Here is a 13,852-nt window from a genome sequence, read left to right on the forward strand (position 1 = left end):
ATCAAAATATGTAAATATGGCGGTTAATGCCGTCAAGGCCTTTTATTTTTTGTGCTTAATTTAATCATTTAATTAATTTTTATGAATCGCGACTACCCATTAGAAAAAACAAGAAACTTCGGAATTATTGCTCACATTGATGCTGGTAAAACAACCACGACTGAACGCGTGCTTTACTACACTGGAAAATCACACAAGATTGGTGAAGTTCACGAAGGGGATACCGTTATGGATTGGATGGAACAGGAGCGTGAGCGCGGTATCACAATCACTTCTGCTGCCACAACTTGTTTTTGGGTTCCTACCTACGAAGGTGGAGATAAAGCGAAAGGATTCCGTTTTAATATTATTGATACCCCAGGACACATCGACTTCACTGTTGAGGTGAAGCGTAGTTTGCGTGTTCTTGACGGTGCTGTTGTTGTTTTTGACGGTGTTGCTGGGGTTGAGCCACAATCAGAAACAAACTGGCGCTATGCCGACGAAGGACGTGTGCCACGTGTTTGTTTTATCAACAAACTAGACCGTACCGGTGCATCTTTTGAAAAATCGTACCAGTCAATTTTGGACAGACTAAGCAAGAATGCAGTTCGCGTTCAGATTCCTATTGGTGAAGAAGATAAACACGAAGGCGTTGTTGATTTGCTTAAGATGAAGGCTTATCACTTTGAGGGGAATATGGGAGATGATGTTATTGAGAGTGAAATTCCAGAAAACCTTAAGGCTGATGCTGCAAAATACCGAAATGAACTCGTTGAAAAAATTGTTGAGAATGATGAAAAATTCTTAAGTGAATATCTCGAAGGAAAAGAAATCTCCATTGAGGATTTAAAAAAGATAATGCGTAAGGCTGTTATCGAAAACAAGATTTTCCCTGTTTATTGTGGTTCTGCTTTGAAAAACAAAGGAGTTCAGCTTGTGTTGGACGGTGTTGTTGAATACTTACCAGCTCCAACAGATATTCTTCCAGCAAAAGGTACTGACCCAAGAACAGGAGCAGAGATTACACGCCCCGCTTCAGACGAAGAGCCATTTTCAGCTCTTGCTTTCAAGCTTCAGACTGACCCATTCGTTGGTCAGCTTACTTTCTTCCGTGTTTACTCTGGAACAGTTGAGGCTGGTTCATATTTGTATAACTCAACGACAGGCGAAAAAGAGCGTCTCGGCCGAATTCTTAGAATGCACGCCAATCAACGCGAAGAAGTGAAAAAAGTTTTTGCTGGAGAAATTGCGGCAGCCGTTGGTCTGAAAACAACAAGAACATCAGACACTCTTTGTGATGAAGCGAACCCTATTCTTTTGGAGCGTATTGTTTTTGCTGAACCAGTTATTTCTCTTCGCATCGAGCCAAAAACAAAAGCAGACCAAGAAAAAATGGGTATGGCTTTGCGCAAACTCGCTGATGAGGACCCAACCTTCAAAGTTTCATCTGATACAGAAACAGGAGAGACAATCATTTCTGGTATGGGTGAATTACACCTTGAAATTATTGTTGATCGTATGAAGCGTGAGTTTTCTGTTGAGGCAAATGTTGGTAAACCACAAGTTGCTTACAAAGAAACAATCACCAAAGAAGCAGAAGTTGATAATAAATACATTCGTCAGACTGGTGGTCGTGGACAGTACGGTCATGTGAAAATTAAAATCAAACCTCTTTCAAAAGAAATTCCTGAAAACATACCAAGAAACACAAAGCGTGAAAAAGGATTTGAATTTATCAACAATATCAAGGGAGGTGTTATTCCGCTTGAATATATTCCAGCCGTTGAAAAAGGTTTGCGTGAAGGTATGGATAGAGGAGTACTCGCAGGTTTCAAATTAGTGGATATTTCTGTCGATCTTTATGACGGTTCGTTCCACGAAGTGGACTCGTCTGAAATTGCTTTCAAGATTGCAGCCTCACAGGCCTTACAGGAAGCAGCACGTAGAGCAGGCGCAGTTATTCTCGAGCCAATTATGAAGGTTGAAGTTGTTACTCCTGAAAAATTCATGGGTGATATAACTGGAAATCTTTCTTCAAAGCGTGCACAGATTGAAGGTATGTCAGACCGTGGAATGCTTAAGGTTGTTTCAGCAAAAGTTCCACTATCTGAAATGTTCGGCTACATGACGTCACTTCGCTCTCTTACCGAAGGACGTGCAGGGTTTACAATGGAATTCGATCATTACGACATTGTTCCTGCAAACATTGCAAAAACTATTATCGAAAGTAGAACTACCGGCTCTACAGAAGCCAAGTAATTAAAAGGTTTAATTTGGTAAAAATATAAAAAGCGGACCACAAGGGTCCGTTTTTTGTTTTGGTTTCTCGGAGAGAGATGTGCTTGCTGATGCAATCAGCTTTCCTTTGCTACTTCGTGGCCGTAGACCTTTCCCATGAAAATGTAGTCACAACCATCAGCAATCAGCGCGTTCTCGAAGATGCTTGTGGGCTTGTCTGCACAAAGTTTGTTCACTAGGCCCCATACTTCCTGCGACACCTCAGAGGTGTCTTTGTTTTTCGGGAAGCGTAGCTTTATTTCTCCGGCAAATGCCAGTGAGGGGTCAGCCTCTGGTGCTGGGCAAGTGAAGCTGGGGATTACCTCCCCTGTGTCTGCGTTGAAGATTACAATCATCGCTTAACTCTCCTTAGCTTAGTTTAACGGTACTCTGCTCTGGATTATTCATATTTCGTAGCTACTTGTCAAATTTTTCTATATTTTTGTTTAAAATTAAGCCCCATTCGTTTTGTTTTAATTTGACACACCTTCTTAATTTGTTATTATTGCCCCATACGCAAATGTGCGTTGTTTTTCTTTGCTTCCAAAAGGAGATTATTAAATAATTTGCTGGGAACAAGTATTTGGCAAAGCTCTCGCGCGTCGAATTTTTGTTCTCACATAATAAATAACGTATGGCAGAAGAATTTAAGCGTGATAAGCCTCACGTAAATGTTGGTACCATTGGTCACGTTGATCACGGCAAAACAACTCTTACAGCGGCTATCCTACACGTCCTCAACCTTGCCGGTAAAAAGGTTAAAATGAAGTCGGTCGACCAAATTGACTCGGCGCCTGAAGAAAAGGCCCGTGGTATTACTATTGCCCTTTCGCACAACGAGTATGAGTCTGACACACGTCACTATGCTCACATTGATGCTCCAGGACACGCTGACTACATCAAGAACATGATTACTGGTGCTGCTCAGATGGACGGTGCAATCCTCGTGGTTGCAGCGACAGACGGTGCAATGCCACAAACTCGTGAACACGTTCTCTTGGCTCACCAGGTTGGTGTTCCTAAGATGGTTGTTTTCCTTAACAAGTGCGATATGGTTGAAGACAAAGACCTTATCGACCTAGTTGAAGAAGAACTTCGTGAATTACTTGAGAAGAACGGATACGACAAAAATGCTCCAATCATCCGTGGTTCAGGCCTTAAGGGTCTTGAAGCTACATCAGCTGATGATGAATGGGCAAAGAAGATTCTTGAGCTTATTACAGCTCTTGATGAATACGTTCCAGTTCCAGAGCGTGATGTTACAAAACCTTTCCTTATGCCAGTTGAAGACATTTTCTCAATCGAAGGACGCGGTACTGTTGTTACAGGCCGTATCGAAAGAGGTGTTGTTAAGGTTGGTGAGGAAATCGAAATTGTTGGATTGAAAGATACAGTGAAGACAACAGTTACTGGAATTGAAATGTTCAACAAGACATTGAATGAAGGTATGGCTGGAGACAACGCTGGAATCCTTGTTCGTGGAATCAAGAAGGAAGACATTACTCGTGGTCAGGTTTTGGCCAAGACCGGTTCTGTTACTCCACACACTGACTTTGAAGCAGAAGTTTACATTTTGAAGAAGGAAGAAGGAGGTCGTCACACACCATTCTTCTCAGGTTACAAGCCTCAGTTTTACATCCGTACAACGGACGTGACTGGAGACGTGACTCTTCCAGAAGGTGTTGAAATGGTTATGCCTGGAGACACAATGAAGTTCAAAGTGAAGCTCGTTGCTCCAGTTGCCCTTGAAGAAAAACAGCGTTTTGCTATCCGTGAAGGAGGTAAGACAGTTGGTGCAGGCGCCGTAACAAAGATTACCGCATAAACTAGCTATTAGCTTCTAGCTTCTAGCTTTTAGGAAAAAAGAAAAATTCTAAATTACTAATGAAGCTAACAAGCTGAAAACTAAAAAGCTAAAAACAATGGCTCAAACAGAAGAAAAAATTAAAGTAAAAAAGGTTGCATCAAAGGCTGCTCCAAAAGCACCTCGTGCTTCTAAAGCTTCGGCTAAGGAAGATGTTGTCGCCAAACTCCGCATAAGAGTGCGAGCGTATGAGAGCAAGATTCTCGACGCTTCGGTAAAACAAATTATCGATACAGCACTCCGTTATGATGCGAAGCTCGTTGGACCAATTCCACTTCCTACCGAAATAAAGAAGTACACAGTCAATCGTTCATCATTCGTCTACAAAAATGCGCGAGAGCAATTTGAGATGCGAATTCATAAGCGAGTAATTGATATTCTGAACCCTTCGGCAAAGATTATCGAAGCGCTCACAAACATGAATCTCCCATCAGGCGTTGATATCGATGTGAAGATGCTCTAAAAACTGGAAAGAAATTTCCAACAAAAAAATCCCCCACCTCGGGGGATTTTTTGTTTTGATAATCCCGCGCTTTTGCCTTTAAAAAATAAAATAATCTATTTTGTTGCATTTTTTATTGGCTTCTGTATAATCCCCCTTACTCTTCATTGAGTAGATCTAAGTTCCCGCCAGTTGATACTGGCCGTTCCCGGGAACCAATGGACAATCACCCCGCATTTGGTGAGTCCATTGCGGTTTTTTAACGCAAAAAAATGAAATTTTTATTGGGTGTAAAAAAGAATATGGAACAGTTTTTCTCCGAAGACGGGAGAGCTTTTGCTGTAACAATAATTTCCGCTACTCCATCTACAGTTCTACGCACCAAAACAGCAAAATCTGACGGATATTCTGCTGTACAGATTGGTCACGGAGAAAAAAGAGAGAAACTTCTTTCAAAAGCCGAATTAGGTCAGAGAAAGGGTTTTGCTAATTTTCGTAAATTGAAAGAATTCAGAATGCCAGAAGAAAAACTTGGTGAATATAAGTCTGGTGATGTACTAGATGTTTCTCAGTTTGAAGTTGGTGATAAGGTTGCCATCTCAGGCGTTTCAAAAGGAAAGGGTTTTCAGGGTGTTGTTAAGCGTCATGGATTCGGCGGAGGTCGTCGTTCCCATGGACAAAAGCACAGTGAACGTGAACCAGGGGCAATCGGTGGTTCTGGAGGTCGTGCTGGAGGTCGTGTTGCAAAGGGTATCCGTATGGCTGGCCGTATGGGTTCTGATCGTGTTACGGTTAAGAATCTTTTAGTTGCTGCTGTCGATAAAGAGAACAACACACTTTTAATCAAAGGAGCTCTTCCAGGGAAACCAGGAACACTTCTTGAGATTAGAAAAATTTCATAAAAATCATGGAAAAGGCTAAAACACAAAAGAATAAAGCAGTCGCTAGCGTAAAAAAGGTACGCCCTGCTCTTGATATGAACGCAAAGGTTTATGGTCAGGACGGTAAAGACAAAGGCACAATTGAACTTCCAAAGGGTGTCTTCGCTGTTAAGTGGAACAACGACTTAGTACATCAGGTAATGCTTTCAATGCAATCAAATGCTCGCGCCGGAACCGCTCACACAAAGAGTAGAGGAGAGGTTCGTGGTGGTGGTAGAAAGCCTTGGGCTCAAAAAGGAACTGGCCGTGCACGACACGGATCTTCAAGAAGTCCTATTTGGCGTGGTGGAGGTGTGACTTTTGGTCCACGTGCCGAGAAAAACTACGATCGTAAGATAAACAAGAAGATGAAAGCAAAAGCTCTTTACGCTGTTTTGTCTAAGAAGTTTACCGATGGTGAGATTATTTTTATCGACACACTAAAACTTGGAGCACCAAAAACAAAAGACGCAAAAGCTATTTTTGATAAAATCATTGTTGGAGCAAAACTTACAAAGACCACAATGAAGAAGCGTAACACTGCTTATCTCGCGCTCGGAGCAAAAGATGTTGAGGTAGAAAAGAGTTTCCGTAATCTTCCAAACCTTGAGACTGGCAATATCCGCGATTTGAACCTACTTTCGTTGCTTAATCATCGTTACATCATGATTTCTGAGCCGAAAGAAAGCGTTTCTTTTTTGGAAGCAAAAATTAAATAAAATATATGGCACGAACAGCAAAAACAGAAGAAGTTAAAGGAGTCGCAGTTAAGGCGAAGGTTCAATCTTCGGCAAAACAGGCGAAAAACACAGGCGCATATACGCTTGTTCGCCCACGCATCACAGAAAAAGCATCCCTCCTTGCTTCTTCAAACGTCTATACACTTAATGTTCCTAGTGAAATGAACAAGATTGAAATTGCAAAAGTTGTACAGAAGCTTTATAAAGTGAAGGCAATCAAAATCACCGTCGCAACTATTAGAAAGAAAAATATTTTCAATCGTGGCAAGTGGGGCGTTAAGGGTGGCGGAAAGAAAGCCTATGTATTCTTAAAGAAAGGCGATTCAATTGATTTTGCATAATTAAACTATTATGAAAACCTATAAACCAACATCACCATCACGAAGACACATGACAGTTGTGCCTTATCGTGGAGTTATTACACACACAGAGCCATTAAAAGCGCTTACCACAGGTCGTAAGCGAGATAGTGGGCGTAATTCTGCTGGACGTATAACAACTCGACACAAAGGAGGCGGACACAAAAGACTCTTCCGTGATATTGATTTTAAATATAATAAATTCGACATTCCAGCAAAGATTGCGAGCGTTGAATATGACCCAAACCGGACTGGTTTTATAGGTCTTGCTGTTTATGCTGACGGGGAAAAGCGTTACGTTCTTCTTCCTAAGTCAGTAGAAGTTGGCAAATCTTTCATCGTTAGCGAGACTGCTCCTATTGCTCCAGGAAACCGCATGCCATTAAAACAAGTTCCAGTTGGTACGTTTGTGTACAACGTAGAACTAAAACCTAAGGGAGGCTCAAAAATTGCGCGAGGAGCCGGTGTTTACGTGGAGGTTATCGCCAATAACGACGGTTACACGCACTTGAAGATGCCATCAAGCGAAGTCAGAAAAGTTTCTGATAAGTGTTACGCTTGTATCGGTCAGGTTTCAAACGAAGAACACGGACTACGTAATGTTGGTAAGGCTGGACGTTCACGATGGATGGGTATTCGCCCAACAGTTCGTGGAACAGCTATGAACCCAGTTGATCACCCACACGGTGGAGGTGAAGGACGCCAGGGTCGCGGTCTTCGTCGCGCAAAGAGTAAGTGGGGTAAACCAACAGGAAAGGGTCAAAAGACACGAACTCCTAAGAAATATTCAAACGTTTTCATTGTTTCTCGAAGAAAAGTTGGAAAGAAACGATAAAAAGATAATTAAAACAAAAATCCCGCCAGTTGGCGGGATTTTTGTTTGGCAGTAGCGATATTTAGTGGTTGTTTACAATTTTTTAAGATTGCGTAGTATTCAGTAAGAAAGGAAGTTCAACGCTACCAGATGGAGGTTCCCCGATGGACGACAAATTTAAATTGTTTCATGAGATTTCTCGCTTTTTGCGTACTGCTCCACAGCCGGTGGTAAAGGCATGGAGAGAGGGATGGACTAAAATCACCCTCTTCCCCGACGGGTTTGAGTCGTGGGATTCGTGCGGGTGTTGTACTACTGGACATGCTCCAGGGTGGTACGGTACAAATTCCAGAGAGGAATGTTGGTGGATTTGTGGCCCCAACGGAGAAAGCGTTAAAGGTAAAGCCCCAGAAGGACTTTGTTGTTTGTGAAAGTCTGGGGTGGCCAAGAAATGAAGAAAAGGCCTGCGCATGCGCAGGCCTTTGTTTTATAGGTGGCCCCGATTGGGTAGGGGCAGACCTCCTGGTATCTAGTCGAACGACTCCGCTCCTCAAAAATCGAGTACGTTTGTGTCAGTTCGACAAAGCGGACATCCGCCTCCGGGGGCAGTGTTCCAGGGTGAGGGAATTGATTACAACGACTTGCCTCCTTTACTCATATCCCAAGTCCGATTGGGGAGCGGCATACACCAAGGGGAATATGTGGCCAGGACGGCCGACGACCCCAAGATTAGTCACCAAATCCATTTTTGATATTATAGGATTTAGTTTGGTTTGACAACGGTTTTTCTTCTGATAATATGCACGACAAGCTCACTTGGGCTGTTTTTGTTTGTTATCTAAAATTATACTAATTACACATGACCAGGTCACTAAAAAAAGGACCATACGTTGACCCTCGCCTTCTAAAAAAAATAGAAGGTAAAAAGCCGCTTGAAGCGGGGGTTATTAAGACGTGGTCACGACCATGTCAGATTTCCCCAGAGATGGTTGGTTTTACTTTTGGTGTACACAACGGAAGAGCTCATATTGAAGTTTTAGTTACCGAAGATATGGTAGGTCATCGCTTGGGTGAATTTTCTCCTACAAAGAAATTCTTGAGACACGGAGGTAAGATGCAGAAAGAGCTTGAACAAAAGAAGAAACAGGCAGAAATTTCTGCTGCTCAGTCAGCTAAAGCCTCTGCTGACACCAAGAAGAAATAAAAAATATGAAAGCTGCACTAACAAATTATCGCCAATCACCAAGAAAAGTTAGACTTGTTACTGACTTGGTCAAAGGTAAAAGTGTTGAGCAAGCAATTGCCTTGCTTACTTTTTCTGGCAAGCGTGCGGGAGACCCAATTCAAAAACTTATTCGCTCTGCTGCTGCAAATGCAAAAGCAAACCACAAAATGGAGGGCGAACTTTTCATAAAAGAATTCCGTGTTGATGGTGGCGTTACACTAAAACGATCAATGCCTCGCGCTCGTGGTTCAGCTTTTCCAATCAAGAAGCGTCAGAGCCATATTTTGTTGGTTCTTGAAGAGCGTGGTGCCGGAGCATTAAAGACAGAGGAAAAGAAAGCTGTTTCTGGTACCAAAAAAGTAACAAAGGCCGAAAAAAGTACTACTAAAAAGCTAAAAGCTAAAAGCTAAGAGCTATCATTATCATGACCCACGTAGTCCATCCATACGCACATAGAATAGGAATTTTAAGAGACTGGAAGTCTCGCTGGTTCGCAACGCTTGGTGGAAAATACAGCAAACTATTGCGTGGTGATGTTTTAATCCGTGAATACCTAGAAAAGAAACTTCGAGGTTTTTATATTGACTCTATCGATATTGAAAGAAGTCCAAAAACCTTACGTTTAAATATCAGGACTTCAAGACCGGGTATGGTCATTGGTAGAAGTGGTGAAGGTTCGACTCGTTTACGTAACGACATTGTTGCTTTCATGAGAAAGAACAAACTTGAAACACCAGGTGAGTTGAAGATTGATATCGAAGAAGTTTCATCTCCTGAATCAAGCGCCGCAATCGTTTCATATATGGTTGCTGAGGCCCTAGAGAAGCGTTTGCCATTCCGTCGTGTTCTAAAACAGACAGTTGAAAAAGTTATGGCCAACCGAGACGTCAAAGGTGTTAAGGTTGCTCTATCTGGTCGTTTGGGTGGTGCTGATATGGCAAGACGTGAACACTTAAAGCGTGGAGGAATTCCTCTTCAGACAATGCGTGCTGATATTGATTTTTATCGTGAAAAAGCACACCTCCCATACGGCGATATTGGTATCAAGGTTTGGATTTACAAGGGAGAGGTTTTTGCAAAAGACCAAGAGAAAAAATAATCTTACAAAATCATGTTATTCCCTAAAAAAGTTAAATACCGTAAGTGGCAGACGACAAGAAAGAATCCTGCTAAGTTAAAAGTGGAGACACGTGGTCTTTCTCTTTCTTATGGCGCCTTTGGTTTGAAAGCTCAGACTGAAGCTCGTGTTGAAAGCAAGCAGATTGAAGCTGCTCGTCGTGCAATGTCACGTGCTCTTGGTAAAACTGGTCGTATTTGGATTCGTATTTTCCCTGACCGACCAATAACAGCGAAAGCAGCTGAAGTTCCTATGGGTAAAGGAAAAGGAGATCCAAAGGGATACTGCTTCCAGGTAAAACCAGGAAGGATTTTGTTTGAAGTTGATGGTGTGGTAGAGTCAGTCGCTCGAGAGGCTTTGCGTAAAGGAGGTACAAAACTTCCTCTTAAGACCAAGTTCATGAGTCGCGCAGGGATGGTTTAATTAAATTTATGAAGAAAGATATAAAAACAAAAGACGCAAAAGATTTACAGAAACTTCTTGTTGAAAAGCAGGATGCTTTGCGCGCTTTTCGTCTTGGTCTTTCTGGTGGTAAGGTTAAGAATGTTAAAGAGGGTGCCGAGATAAAGAAAGACATTGCTCGCATTATGACTGAAGTTTCAAGTCGCCGAATTTCGACCATCGCCAAATAAATATTTATATGAAAAAAGCTACTGAACAAAAGAAGACAAAGGTTTTTAAAGGAAAGGTTATTTCCGACAAGATGGATAAAACCGTGGTTGTTCTTGTTGAGCGATACGTGAAGCATGCTAAGTATGGTAAGTTCATGAATATAACCAAGCACTACAAAGCTCACGATGAGGAGAATGCTTTTAAGGTTGGAGATGTGGTTGAAATAGAGGAGACCCGCCCAATATCAAAAGATAAGACTTTTAAGGTGCGCACCACAAAATAATTTTATGATACAAGATGGAACAGTTGTAAAAGTGACAGATAACTCCGGCGCCAAAATCGGAAAGGTGTTTAAGGTTTTGGGTGGATCAAAAAGACGATATGCACAAATCGGTGACCTTGTTGTGCTTTCTATAAAAATCGCGGAACCACGTAAGACAACAAAAAAGAAAGATGTGGTTAAGGGTGTTGTTGTTCGCCAGAGAAAGCCATTTAAGCGTAAAGACGGTTCGTACATCTCTTTTGACGATACAGCTGTGGTTTTAGTCGACGATAAGGGTGAACCAAAGGCAGGACGTGTTTTCGGACCTATTCCACGCGAGATTGGCGAACGTGGTTACCAGAAAATAGTTTCTTTGGCGCCTGAGGTTATATAGAAAAATATGAAAATCAAAAAAGGAGACAATATAATAATCATTGCCGGCAAAGACCGCGGTAAAAAAGGAAAGGTTGTTAAATCTATGCCTAAGGACAGCAAAGTTGTTGTCGAGGGTTTGAATATGGTTAAACGACACAAGAAAGCTCGCAAGGCCGGAACAAAAGGGCAGACAGTTTCTGTAGCTATGCCAATCAACGTATCAAATGTTATGGTTGTTGATCCAAAAGACGGCACCCAAACACGCGTTGGCAAGAAACTTTCCGGTGGAAGATTTGTCCGTGTGACCAAGAAAAGCGGAAGCGAAATATAAAATCATGAAAACACAAACAACCAAAGAAAAAGAAGGAGAAGTTTACACCAAGCTAAAAGGAGAGTTTGGTTATAAAAACAAAATGGCTTCGCCAAAACTTACGAAGGTTGTTATTTCTGTTGGTGTAGGTAATCTTTTGAAAAAAGATAGAACCAAGGGTGATTTCGTAAACGGTAGACTCGGAAAGATTACAGGTCAAAAGTCTGTTGCACGTGGGGCCAAGAAAGCTATTGCCACCTTCAAATCTCGACAAGGGGATATTATCGGCTACATGGTTACTCTTCGTGGAAAGAGAATGTTTTCTTTCTTGGAGAAACTTCTTAACGTTGCCCTTCCTCGCACTAAGGACTTCCGTGGTATTAATCGCACTGCGGTTGATGAAATGGGAAATCTTACAATCGGCATAAAAGAGCACACAATTTTCCCAGAAACAGCGGACGAAGAACTCAAAGACGTTTTTGGAATGGCTATTACTTTGGTTAGTACCGCAAAAAGCAAAAAAGAAGGAATGGCTTTTTACGAAGTTCTAGGCGTCCCATTCAAGAGAAAATAGAACATTTTACACTCAACAAAAAACCCTCTCTATTTGCAGAGAGGGTTTTTTGTTGACATATGTTACTTAAGGAGTAACCTTTAAGACGGAAGCGTAATACACTCGTTTTTAATTTTTTAAAAATCGTTGTATATAAAAAGGAGATTCGCCATGACGAAGAAGATGTCGGAAGCGGTACTGGTAGCAAAATCTGAAGCCGCGGCAAGAAGGAAATGCGTAAAGAGCCTGGTTGCTTGGAGTGCCAAGCCGGTCTCCATGGAATCGCTTGAAGATGACCATCCGGACGGATTTCATCTTCACGACGTGGAAGGCTCCGGTTCGTTCGAAGCTCTCGCTGGGCGTCTTGAACAGAACCTTGCTCCGGCGCCGTGCGGACAGTGTCCGAAGTGCGAGTGCCCAGGTTCGCTCGAGGGCTGTCTTCTCGAGATGGATCTCGGCGAACTTCAGGATCAGTTGGACCTTGCCTCCGGCGAGGCAGAAGCAAGCCCCTTTGTTGTGGCCGCAATGAAAGCTGGCCTCAGCTATGACGAGGCCATACGCAAGGAGGTCGAGATGGAAATCGAAATGAACCGTCTCGCCAGTGAAATGGACAGCATTCACTAGTCCTTTCGCCAAGCAGAATCTTTTGCGCCCCTCTATACTTTGTGTATTCGGGGGCGTTTTTCATTACTAATTTACAGACGTTTGACATTAAGGGACGTTCTGATAGTATATGCGGGAGCTCATTTGAGCCTGTTTTTTAGGAAACACTCCGTTTTGATCCGCTTTTCTCCTTTAGTGCGTAAGCTTTAAAGAATAAAAGTGAGATATCGAAGGGAGAGGCCCTGAATTTAAATCATTTACCTATGGCAAAAACATCAACACGTGTTAGGGCGTTAAAGACGCCAAAATTCAGCACACGAAAAGTAAATCGTTGTTTTCGTTGTGGTCGAAAGCGTGCTTTTATGCGCGATTTTGGTCTTTGCCGTATTTGTTTCCGTGAATTAGCCAACGATGGAAAATTGCCTGGTATTAAGAAATCATCCTGGTAAAAAATATTATGACCACTGACCCTATTGCAGACATGTTAATTCGCATAAAGAATGGTAGCCGAGCCAAAAAGGAAACGGTTCTTATTCCTTATTCACAATTGCGATTCTCCATTGCAGAGATTCTTCTTCGCGAGGGTTACCTTTCTTCCGTTACAAAGCGTTTACGTAAAACATCTCGCTTATTAGAAGTTGGTTTGATGTACGAAGGAAATGGTGCACCTCGCGTAACAGACGTGGAGCGCGTATCGAAATCTTCAAAGCGTGTATATATCGGAGTGCGTGAGGTGCGTAGAGTTAAATACGGTCACGGTGTTATGGTTCTTTCAACCCCCAAGGGCCTTTTGACAGGAGACGAAGCGCGTAAGGAGCACGTTGGGGGAGAAGTAATGTTTAAAATCTGGTAATTATATGAGTAGATTAGGAAAACAAATTATCGCAATCCCTGAGAAAACCACTATCACAATGGATGGTAATAAGGTTACGGTTAAGGGTCCTTTGGGAGAACTCTCCCGTGTTTTTCGTGATAGTGAAATAACAATAAACATTGCCGATACCGTTACCTTGGTTCCAAAAAGAAATGACGTTTTCACACGTGCTCTTTGGGGAACCTATGCCTCACACATAAAAAACATGCTCGAGGGTGTTAACAAGCCTTACGAAAAGAAACTTATTCTTGAAGGAGTTGGTTTTAAGTCAGAGGTTGCAGGAACATCTCTTAATCTTGCCCTCGGTTTTTCTCATGGAGTTAAAATGCCAATCCCAGAAGGTCTTGCTGTAAAAGCCGAGAAAAATGTTATTACGGTTTCTGGTATTGATAAAGAAAAGGTTGGCCAATTTGCCTCACAGATTCGTGGAATGAAGAAGCCAGAACCTTATAAAGGAAAAGGTTTCCGTTATGAGGGTGAAGTTATTCGCCGAAAGCAGGGCAAAAAATCGGCATAATATAAT

The 13,852-nt window shown here is 42.2% G+C and carries 21 protein-coding genes; 20 read left to right on the forward strand and 1 reads right to left on the reverse strand.

All coding sequences use genetic code 11. The features are described 5' to 3' along the window. Window positions 1-81: 81 nt before the first annotated feature. A complete protein-coding gene (gene fusA / locus WC724_02865) occupies window positions 82-2,241 on the forward strand; it encodes an elongation factor G (GenBank protein ID MFA6077937.1) in 2,160 nt (719 codons plus the stop codon). 95 nt (window positions 2,242-2,336) lie between these two features. Here fusA and WC724_02870 read toward each other — a convergent pair whose 3' ends face one another. Beyond that, entirely contained in the window at window positions 2,337-2,615 is a 279-nt protein-coding gene (locus tag WC724_02870; protein ID MFA6077938.1) for a hypothetical protein, read from the reverse strand. A 278-nt stretch (window positions 2,616-2,893) separates the two neighbouring features. On the opposite strand from WC724_02870, the gene tuf reads away from it, so the two are divergent. From tuf to rplF, 19 genes are all read left to right on the forward strand, one after another. Then, window positions 2,894-4,084, forward strand: coding sequence for an elongation factor Tu (tuf, locus tag WC724_02875; protein MFA6077939.1), 1,191 nt, complete (start codon window positions 2,894-2,896; stop codon window positions 4,082-4,084). A 211-nt stretch (window positions 4,085-4,295) separates the two neighbouring features. Then, the gene (gene rpsJ / locus WC724_02880; GenBank protein ID MFA6077940.1) at window positions 4,296-4,586 is read left to right on the forward strand and encodes a 30S ribosomal protein S10; all 291 of its coding nucleotides are present in this window, start codon (window positions 4,296-4,298) and stop codon (window positions 4,584-4,586) included. 251 nt (window positions 4,587-4,837) lie between these two features. Continuing rightward, window positions 4,838-5,467: a 50S ribosomal protein L3 gene (rplC, locus tag WC724_02885; protein ID MFA6077941.1), complete on the forward strand. Its 630-nt coding sequence runs from the start codon at window positions 4,838-4,840 to the stop codon at window positions 5,465-5,467. A 5-nt stretch (window positions 5,468-5,472) separates the two neighbouring features. Then, complete coding sequence (gene rplD, locus WC724_02890) at window positions 5,473-6,204, forward strand: 50S ribosomal protein L4 (GenBank protein ID MFA6077942.1); 732 nt, start codon at window positions 5,473-5,475, stop codon at window positions 6,202-6,204. 5 nt (window positions 6,205-6,209) lie between these two features. Next, a complete protein-coding gene (gene rplW, locus WC724_02895) occupies window positions 6,210-6,566 on the forward strand; it encodes a 50S ribosomal protein L23 (GenBank protein ID MFA6077943.1) in 357 nt (118 codons plus the stop codon). Window positions 6,567-6,576: 10 nt separating this feature from the next. Then, the gene (gene rplB, locus WC724_02900; protein MFA6077944.1) at window positions 6,577-7,419 is read left to right on the forward strand and encodes a 50S ribosomal protein L2; all 843 of its coding nucleotides are present in this window, start codon (window positions 6,577-6,579) and stop codon (window positions 7,417-7,419) included. An 838-nt stretch (window positions 7,420-8,257) separates the two neighbouring features. Beyond that, window positions 8,258-8,602 (forward strand): 30S ribosomal protein S19, encoded by a 345-nt coding sequence (rpsS, locus tag WC724_02905; protein MFA6077945.1) that lies wholly within the window; start codon window positions 8,258-8,260, stop codon window positions 8,600-8,602. Window positions 8,603-8,607: 5 nt separating this feature from the next. Next, window positions 8,608-9,033, forward strand: coding sequence for a 50S ribosomal protein L22 (gene rplV / locus WC724_02910; protein MFA6077946.1), 426 nt, complete (start codon window positions 8,608-8,610; stop codon window positions 9,031-9,033). Window positions 9,034-9,047: 14 nt separating this feature from the next. Further along, a complete protein-coding gene (rpsC, locus tag WC724_02915; protein MFA6077947.1) occupies window positions 9,048-9,722 on the forward strand; it encodes a 30S ribosomal protein S3 in 675 nt (224 codons plus the stop codon). 12 nt (window positions 9,723-9,734) lie between these two features. After that, a complete protein-coding gene (rplP, locus tag WC724_02920) occupies window positions 9,735-10,163 on the forward strand; it encodes a 50S ribosomal protein L16 (protein MFA6077948.1) in 429 nt (142 codons plus the stop codon). An 8-nt stretch (window positions 10,164-10,171) separates the two neighbouring features. Then, on the forward strand, window positions 10,172-10,372 hold the full coding sequence (rpmC, locus tag WC724_02925; GenBank protein MFA6077949.1) for a 50S ribosomal protein L29: 201 nt from the start codon (window positions 10,172-10,174) through the stop codon (window positions 10,370-10,372). A gap of 8 nt (window positions 10,373-10,380) precedes the next feature. Next, the gene (gene rpsQ, locus WC724_02930) at window positions 10,381-10,635 is read left to right on the forward strand and encodes a 30S ribosomal protein S17 (GenBank protein MFA6077950.1); all 255 of its coding nucleotides are present in this window, start codon (window positions 10,381-10,383) and stop codon (window positions 10,633-10,635) included. Between the two features lie 4 nt (window positions 10,636-10,639). Then, the gene (gene rplN / locus WC724_02935) at window positions 10,640-11,008 is read left to right on the forward strand and encodes a 50S ribosomal protein L14 (protein MFA6077951.1); all 369 of its coding nucleotides are present in this window, start codon (window positions 10,640-10,642) and stop codon (window positions 11,006-11,008) included. 6 nt (window positions 11,009-11,014) lie between these two features. Continuing rightward, the gene (rplX, locus tag WC724_02940) at window positions 11,015-11,320 is read left to right on the forward strand and encodes a 50S ribosomal protein L24 (GenBank protein ID MFA6077952.1); all 306 of its coding nucleotides are present in this window, start codon (window positions 11,015-11,017) and stop codon (window positions 11,318-11,320) included. A gap of 4 nt (window positions 11,321-11,324) precedes the next feature. Beyond that, on the forward strand, window positions 11,325-11,873 hold the full coding sequence (rplE, locus tag WC724_02945) for a 50S ribosomal protein L5 (protein MFA6077953.1): 549 nt from the start codon (window positions 11,325-11,327) through the stop codon (window positions 11,871-11,873). Between the two features lie 150 nt (window positions 11,874-12,023). Continuing rightward, window positions 12,024-12,476: a hypothetical protein gene (locus tag WC724_02950; GenBank protein ID MFA6077954.1), complete on the forward strand. Its 453-nt coding sequence runs from the start codon at window positions 12,024-12,026 to the stop codon at window positions 12,474-12,476. 242 nt (window positions 12,477-12,718) lie between these two features. Further along, entirely contained in the window at window positions 12,719-12,904 is a 186-nt protein-coding gene (locus WC724_02955; protein MFA6077955.1) for a type Z 30S ribosomal protein S14, read from the forward strand. Between the two features lie 8 nt (window positions 12,905-12,912). Continuing rightward, on the forward strand, window positions 12,913-13,308 hold the full coding sequence (rpsH, locus tag WC724_02960; protein MFA6077956.1) for a 30S ribosomal protein S8: 396 nt from the start codon (window positions 12,913-12,915) through the stop codon (window positions 13,306-13,308). A 4-nt stretch (window positions 13,309-13,312) separates the two neighbouring features. Further along, on the forward strand, window positions 13,313-13,846 hold the full coding sequence (gene rplF / locus WC724_02965) for a 50S ribosomal protein L6 (GenBank protein MFA6077957.1): 534 nt from the start codon (window positions 13,313-13,315) through the stop codon (window positions 13,844-13,846). Window positions 13,847-13,852 lie beyond the last annotated feature (6 nt).

The sequence above is a fragment of the Candidatus Paceibacterota bacterium genome (assembly GCA_041661305.1).
Classification (GTDB): domain Bacteria; phylum Patescibacteriota; class Minisyncoccia; order Phycocordibacterales; family VMEP01; genus VMEP01.

Coding starts and splice junctions, on each gene's coding strand:
- rpsH (MFA6077956.1), top strand. CDS start 12,913: ATGACCACTGACCCTATTGCAGACATGTTAATTCGCATAAAGAATGGT.
- rpmC (MFA6077949.1), top strand. CDS start 10,172: ATGAAGAAAGATATAAAAACAAAAGACGCAAAAGATTTACAGAAACTT.
- rpsS (MFA6077945.1), top strand. CDS start 8,258: ATGACCAGGTCACTAAAAAAAGGACCATACGTTGACCCTCGCCTTCTA.
- rplF (MFA6077957.1), top strand. CDS start 13,313: ATGAGTAGATTAGGAAAACAAATTATCGCAATCCCTGAGAAAACCACT.
- rplC (MFA6077941.1), top strand. CDS start 4,838: ATGAAATTTTTATTGGGTGTAAAAAAGAATATGGAACAGTTTTTCTCC.
- rplV (MFA6077946.1), top strand. CDS start 8,608: ATGAAAGCTGCACTAACAAATTATCGCCAATCACCAAGAAAAGTTAGA.
- rplB (MFA6077944.1), top strand. CDS start 6,577: ATGAAAACCTATAAACCAACATCACCATCACGAAGACACATGACAGTT.
- rplP (MFA6077948.1), top strand. CDS start 9,735: ATGTTATTCCCTAAAAAAGTTAAATACCGTAAGTGGCAGACGACAAGA.
- rplE (MFA6077953.1), top strand. CDS start 11,325: ATGAAAACACAAACAACCAAAGAAAAAGAAGGAGAAGTTTACACCAAG.
- WC724_02950 (MFA6077954.1), top strand. CDS start 12,024: ATGACGAAGAAGATGTCGGAAGCGGTACTGGTAGCAAAATCTGAAGCC.
- WC724_02955 (MFA6077955.1), top strand. CDS start 12,719: ATGGCAAAAACATCAACACGTGTTAGGGCGTTAAAGACGCCAAAATTC.
- rplX (MFA6077952.1), top strand. CDS start 11,015: ATGAAAATCAAAAAAGGAGACAATATAATAATCATTGCCGGCAAAGAC.
- fusA (MFA6077937.1), top strand. CDS start 82: ATGAATCGCGACTACCCATTAGAAAAAACAAGAAACTTCGGAATTATT.
- tuf (MFA6077939.1), top strand. CDS start 2,894: ATGGCAGAAGAATTTAAGCGTGATAAGCCTCACGTAAATGTTGGTACC.
- rplW (MFA6077943.1), top strand. CDS start 6,210: ATGGCACGAACAGCAAAAACAGAAGAAGTTAAAGGAGTCGCAGTTAAG.
- rpsC (MFA6077947.1), top strand. CDS start 9,048: ATGACCCACGTAGTCCATCCATACGCACATAGAATAGGAATTTTAAGA.
- WC724_02870 (MFA6077938.1), bottom strand. CDS start 2,615: ATGATTGTAATCTTCAACGCAGACACAGGGGAGGTAATCCCCAGCTTC.
- rpsQ (MFA6077950.1), top strand. CDS start 10,381: ATGAAAAAAGCTACTGAACAAAAGAAGACAAAGGTTTTTAAAGGAAAG.
- rplN (MFA6077951.1), top strand. CDS start 10,640: ATGATACAAGATGGAACAGTTGTAAAAGTGACAGATAACTCCGGCGCC.
- rplD (MFA6077942.1), top strand. CDS start 5,473: ATGGAAAAGGCTAAAACACAAAAGAATAAAGCAGTCGCTAGCGTAAAA.